The organism is Limosilactobacillus vaginalis DSM 5837 = ATCC 49540, from assembly GCF_000159435.1.
GTDB classification, from domain to species: Bacteria; Bacillota; Bacilli; order Lactobacillales; family Lactobacillaceae; genus Limosilactobacillus; species Limosilactobacillus vaginalis.
In genome coordinates this window covers 665,295-671,831 of record NZ_GG693412.1, presented here as the reverse complement: position 1 = coordinate 671,831, position 6,537 = coordinate 665,295, and the positions used below count along the sequence as shown (strand labels likewise).

Genomic DNA, 6,537 nt, shown 5'->3' with positions numbered 1-6,537 from the left:
AATCAATAAAAAGCCAAGTAATATTAATTAAGTCTCCTTTATTACCCTTTCATTGCATTTCATTACAAAAATTGCAAAATTGGTCATTTTAATTGCTAAATATTTACATTAACATTTCAACTATGTTACAATATATGCATTGAAAGAGAACAACAACGTTAAAATTAACGTTGCCGGAAGGAGTGCTATTACCATGAAGATGAATAAGAAAGTTTTAAATAGTTCACTTGTTATTTTACTTGCACTAGGTCTAGGTGGTTGTGCTGTTGGCAGTTCCACAACTACATCGCACAAGACCCATGAAGCATCAAGCTCACAAGTAGTTAAGCAAAGCCACAAGAAGAGTGAAAAGTCAGCATCACCCAGTGCTAAAACTGCAGCTGCTACTAACCACTCAGCAAGTACAAACGTTGCATCTTCAAGTAGTAGCACAAGTTCTGCTAAGAACGTAACTACCAGTTCGGCTGCAAGTGCAACTAACAATGGTGCTAACCAACAAGTTACTGCTCCAGCTAAAGTTGCTAGTTCATCAAGCAGCGTTAAGGAACAAAAATCAGTTCAACTTGGTTTAGGTGATGTCGCAACTTGGACTGACTCTGAAGGAGTTACCCACAATGTTGATAGCGATGGGATGGATCGCTACACTACCAAGGGAAGTTCCCAAGTTCAATACAAAGACTGGTCAGGAGCATTACCAAGTGGAGTTACAGTAAGTCATAACGAATAATTAAAATAGTGGAAATAGCATTCTTTCACAAAAAGAGGAGTCAGCAATTAGCGCTGATTCCTCTTTTTGGGTTTATAAAACATTTATCTCAAACATGCTGTACTTCTTTTACAGTAATATTTTCATTCTTATTAAAGTCAAAAATAAGATCACTTTCAATCTTATTAATAGCTTCAAAAATTTTCAAACAGTAATTTATATTTTTTCGTTTTTCACCAATTACTTTATTACAAAATGATTTATCAACAAAGAAAATTTTCTTTTTAGTATGTGGATCGACAATAATGCTATTTATAGCTTCATTATCAAACTTTGCTGATGGCCAATTTCTGTGAATATATTTTATTGTTCTTTTTGGCTTTGGCTCCTTAATATTAATAATTGCTGCCATATCACCTGAATTAATACAAACTAACTGATAACCATCTTTCCCATCCTCACAATCATATGCAACACACAAATGAAGTTTCGGCTTAGGATCTAACCGATATTTTAAATCTTTTCTACTTACGTAACATGCATAGCAAGCTGCCAATAAAGCAAAAAAAGCCAAAATAGCCGAAGCCACATCAGCCCAAGCCGAAATAATACCTGAATCCATTTTCAATTCACCAAGTCTCTTTTTATTTGATTGTATAACAAAAAGGCTGCCAATTCAGACAGCCTTCTAAATTAGATTTAATTATAGGCAATGACCATTAACATCAAAGTAATATTCCCTGTATTCACCATTCCACGGAGCATAATGCCAGCCATTAGCTACCATATCACCTGCACCATCAAAATAGTACCAAGCACCATTGATCCATAACCATTCATTCTCGGCCCTAGTACCATCTGCTTTAGAATACGACCAGGTTGGATATTGGTTATGGCCATTACTGAATGAATGCCAGCAATTTGTTACATAGTGGCCGTTTACATCAAAGTAATATTCATTGTATTGATCATTCCACGAAGCACCATGCCAGCCATTAGCTACCATATCACCTGCACCGTCAAAATAGTACCAAGCACCATTAATCCATAACCATTCACTTTCTGCTCGTGTGCCATCAGACTTGGAATATGACCATGTATATTCTGGATATGCATATTTGCCATTATTATATGAATGCCAACTATTTGTTACGTAGTGGCCATTAACATCAAAATAATATTCGTTATATTGCCCATACCATGGAGCACCATGCCATCCATTAGCAACCATGTCACCTGCACCGTCAAAATAGTACCAAGCACCATTGATCCATAACCATTCACTTTCTGCTCGTGTGCCATCAGACTTGGAATATGACCATGTATATTCTGGATATGCATATTTGCCATTATTATATGAATGCCAACTATTTGTTACGTAGTGGCCATTAACATCAAAATAATATTCGTTATATTGCCCATGCCATGGAGCACTATGCCATCCGTTAGCTGACATCTCACCTAAACCATCAAAATAGTACCAGGAACCATTGATTAATAGCCATTCACTTTCTGCTCGCGTACCATCAGTCTTACGATAAGTCCAATCATAGGTACCATCATAATTCCGACTTGATTGCCAGCCAGTTGAATAACCAGAGTACCAATCTGCTCGTGCTTGACTGGTAGTGGCTGTGACAGACTGAGCAACAGTCGTAGTTTGTTGTTCACTTGCAACATTACTACCTTGTGCACTAGTATCAGCAGAAGCACTCGTAACTGCTGCATCACTATTACTTACTTGAGTCGATACAGCACTACTATCTGTATTTACATTATTAGTAGTAGCAACAGTAGTACTATTCATATTGCTACTATTTGTACTTACATTAGTATCAGCACTAACACTAGTAATTCCAAGCGCTAATCCTGCTAAAACAGTGGTTGAAGCCAACCATAATTTCTTTTTCAAGATTATTCCTCCCCAAAAGTAACAAAATACGGTTTCATTTTAGCACTTAATTATTTAGCTAACAAGCTAACACAAAAAGGCTGACTCAACGCCAACCTTTCTTAATCAACTTATTCAGTTAACCATGCATTTTGCTCATCAAAATGGTAAAGCTTACTTTGTCCGTTATTGGTTAAGTAAACATCCCCAGTATCCGCTTCACCATTATTCTTAAAGTGGTAGTAGTGACCATTAATCTTTTGCCAGCCGATTAATGCTGAGCCACTAGCGTCAAAGTAATACCATTTTCCATTAACTTTTTGCCAACCAGTAGTCATTGCTCCAAACAAACCGTTATGTTGAGTGGTTAAGAAATATACCTTTCCGTTAACCGTTTGCAACCCACTCTCCATTTGGCCAGTCGTTGAGTTCATATAGAACCAGTTATTACCAATAAATTGCCAGCCACTATTCTGCCAAGTATTTATTGGATCGAAGTAATACCAACTGTTATCAATCAACTGAAATCCACGTACTGCCCAGGCATTAACAGTATCAAAGTAATAACCATGCCCGTTGATCTTTTGCCAACCTGTCAACGCTTTACCATCGTTACCAAAGTAGTACCAGTTTCCTGCACCAGACCGGAACCATCCCTTTGCTGCAGCTCCATTATTATAGAAGAAATACCAGTTATTATTAATATTCCACCAACCAGACCGCATAGCCCCATAATTGCCATCATGTTGCGTATTTAAGAAGTATAAACTATTTTCAACCGTTTGTAATCCCGTCATCATTTGGCCATAACTAGGGCTAAAGTAGAACCAATTATTATCAATCCATTGCCAATTCGTATCCATCCAAGCATTGTTTAAATCAAAGTAATACCAATTACCGCTCAAATTTTGCCAATTGGTCAATGCCCATGCATTATCTAAATCAAAATAATACTTATGGTTCCCAATCCACTGCCAGTTTGTCTCTGCAACCCCCTGACTAGTAAAGTAATACCAGTGGCCGTTAATGAATTGCCAGCCAGTCAACGCAGCACCATTATTTTGGAAATAATACCAATTATTATTTACCCTTTGCCAACCAGTTACCATCGCACCACTATTGTTTAAGTAGTACACATTGCCATTAACATTCTTCAAACCAGTTTGCATATTACCAGTTGTCGGTTCTAGGTAATACCAATTACCGTTGATCCACTTCCAACCTAACTCTAATAGTCCAGCCTGATCAAAATGTCGCCATTCATTATCAATTAAATGCCAGCCAGGAGTGTTATATTCTTCAGCAGTACTAGAATTATTATCACCTTCAGCCCAGATAAAATGCATATCAACATTTAACAAATTAAAATTAAATGTCGAACCATCACTATAAGTTCCCGTACCAACTGATTTAGTAATGGATGGGTAGATCCCAAGCGTATTAATTCTTTGTGGATTAGTCAAAAAATTTTGTGCATGACCAAAATTATCTGAAGCATCATTAAAGAGCATTCCCATTACACCATAGTAAATTAGTGCTCTTAAATCATCCATTGTAGTTACACTAAATACAGGAATAGCATTATTATTGATAAACTCATTCCCTTTAGCACTTGCAAAAGGACGAACAGCTAAACCATTTATATTATCATTATAAATTTGTTGGGCAGCAATATTTTCACTATGATTGTTAAGAATTTCTGGATCATGCCAATGACCATTCATTAATGATTCATTCTTATTTTGATATTCCAACGCCATTGACCGAACCTGATCTATCGTTTCGTCATTTAATTGAAAAGGCTCCAAGCCAAACTCACTTCTAATTTGATTTACTAAGCCTACTCCATACTGATTCATTTGGATCGTTTGTTCAGGACTTAGGTTATTAACATTTACATATTCTTTAGCGGCAACACTGTCTGATTGGTAATTATTCATACTCAACACGCTAATTGTTGTCTGCTGAAAATCATTTGCTTCAGTAGAGTTAGAAATACCCCTTAATTTATCAAGAGTATACCCTTGTGAGAAGTTTACGTACTGGGTACTCTGTGTATTTAAATTGGCCGAATAAAGTGCTGCAGTTGTCGCTGAAGCTTGCTGCTGAGCAACATTACTGACAATGGGCTGATTACTATTAACATTATCAGAATTAACACTTGTCGCGGAATCGGTTGTTTGTGTATCAGCGAGAACATTATTTTCAACAATACCAATACCAACAGCTGTGGTTAATGCTGCGACCGCCGTCATTTTTACAAGATTTTTATTCATCTATTATCTTCCCCTGTAATTTATCAGAACATTTCTATATCACATTTTACACTAAGTAGCATTATAAAACGAAATGTTTACAGAATTGTTAAGCTAATATTAGCAAATTGAAATGACCCTTACATTTATAGTATATTAATAAGGTTAAAAACTTTTGATTGAGGTACAAAATATGAATGACAATCACGAGACACGTGAAGAATATCGAAAAAAGATGGAACAACGGATCCATGATAAGGTAGCTCAGGATCAGAAGCAAAATCATGAATCCAAAATGTCAAAATTTAAGTTACCAAAATTTAAGTCTTCAAATAATAACCCACGGAGAACTTCATCAAATATGAATCCAAATACACCAGAAGTTCATCACTACCGAACTCCTCGCTGGGTTAAAAATATTATTTGGGCACTAGTTATTTTGGTATTACTCGGTGGTGGCTACGAATACCATAAGATTAATTCGGCTGCTAATAATATTTTTGGCAGTGGCGATGGTAAAATCAGCAAAAAGCTCCAAAAAGGTGAGCCTGTTTCTGTCCTAGCAATGGGAACTGATGTCGGTGCCTTGGATCGTGGAAATACTGGTGGAAATACTGACTCGCTTGAATTGTTTACAATTAACCCTAAAACAAAGAAAATAACTATGACCAGTATTCCTCGTGATACGCTAGTTCGTGTTCCGACTAAAGAAGGTCCTACATACGTAAAGATTAATGCAGCATATTCAATCGGTGGTCCCAAAAAGACCGTTAAAGCTGTCTCCGAGCTGTTAGATGTTCCGATTGATTACTATGCCGTTATTAACATGGGGGTTTTAAAAAAGGTTGTTAATACAGTCGGTGGTGTAACCGTAGATAATCCTTTTGCGTTCACGTACGAAGGACACCACTTTAAGAAAGGAAAGCAACACCTTAACGGTGAGTTAGCTCTTAAATATTCTCGGATGCGTTACAGTGATCCAAATAATGATTATGGACGACAAAAGCGTCAACAACAGATTATTGAGAGTGTTATTCAGAAGTTCAAGAAATCTGGTTCTATTGGAACTGCAAATAAGATTCTTGATGCGGTTAAAGATGGTGTAAAAACAAATATTCCAGTTGATGATATTGCTACACTATATGGTAATTACCACGCTGCAATGGATAATGTCACAACTTACCATTTCCAAGGACAAGATGCCACAATTGAGGGCGTCTCATTCCAAATTGCTAGTCCAAAAGAAATTAATCGTATTTCTAAACTCATTCGTAAACAACTAGGTCTTAAACCTAAGAAAGTTGTTAACCACGAAACTAGAATGTACAAGTCTCAACCATCCTATAATGGTGTAACTAATACAGACTTTATTCTTCCTGGTGGTGCTAGTTATAACGATCCAGGTAGTGGTAATGGAAGCGATTATGTTATTGGTGGTAAGACATCAATAAAATCGTCATCACAAAAACAAAGTTCTATCTATTCTAATAGTGCAAGAACCTATGGTGAAATAAGAAGCTCACAGGTTACTACCCAAGTTCCTCAAACAGAAAGAAGAACACAATCAACCGTCCGTAGTGAGTACCAAACTACAAGAACTCCTACTACTGGTCGTGTTTCTGAAAATACTACAGCACGTACTGTTCAAGAACCAACTACAACTCGTGAATAATAAAAAAATATAC

5 protein-coding genes are annotated in these 6,537 nt (G+C 36.6%); 2 read left to right on the top strand and 3 right to left on the bottom strand.

Translation table 11 applies throughout. The features are described from left to right. Window positions 1–193 precede the first annotated feature (193 nt). A complete protein-coding gene (locus HMPREF0549_RS03040) occupies window positions 194–727 on the top strand; it encodes a hypothetical protein (protein WP_040530869.1) in 534 nt (177 codons plus the stop codon). A gap of 88 nt (window positions 728–815) precedes the next feature. Here the strand turns inward: HMPREF0549_RS03040 and HMPREF0549_RS03035 are convergent, their stop codons facing one another. The 3 genes from HMPREF0549_RS03035 to HMPREF0549_RS09330 form a co-directional block, all read right to left on the bottom strand. After that, complete coding sequence (locus HMPREF0549_RS03035; protein WP_003716793.1) at window positions 816–1,328, bottom strand: hypothetical protein; 513 nt, start codon at window positions 1,326–1,328, stop codon at window positions 816–818. Between the two features lie 81 nt (window positions 1,329–1,409). Then, on the bottom strand, window positions 1,410–2,618 hold the full coding sequence (locus HMPREF0549_RS03030) for a mannosyl-glycoprotein endo-beta-N-acetylglucosaminidase (RefSeq protein WP_003716792.1): 1,209 nt from the start codon (window positions 2,616–2,618) through the stop codon (window positions 1,410–1,412). A 110-nt stretch (window positions 2,619–2,728) separates the two neighbouring features. Then, the gene (locus HMPREF0549_RS09330; RefSeq protein WP_003716791.1) at window positions 2,729–4,873 is read right to left on the bottom strand and encodes an SEC10/PgrA surface exclusion domain-containing protein; all 2,145 of its coding nucleotides are present in this window, start codon (window positions 4,871–4,873) and stop codon (window positions 2,729–2,731) included. A 340-nt stretch (window positions 4,874–5,213) separates the two neighbouring features. On the opposite strand from HMPREF0549_RS09330, the gene HMPREF0549_RS03015 reads away from it, so the two are divergent. Further along, entirely contained in the window at window positions 5,214–6,524 is a 1,311-nt protein-coding gene (locus HMPREF0549_RS03015) for an LCP family protein (protein WP_373878835.1), read from the top strand. Window positions 6,525–6,537 lie beyond the last annotated feature (13 nt).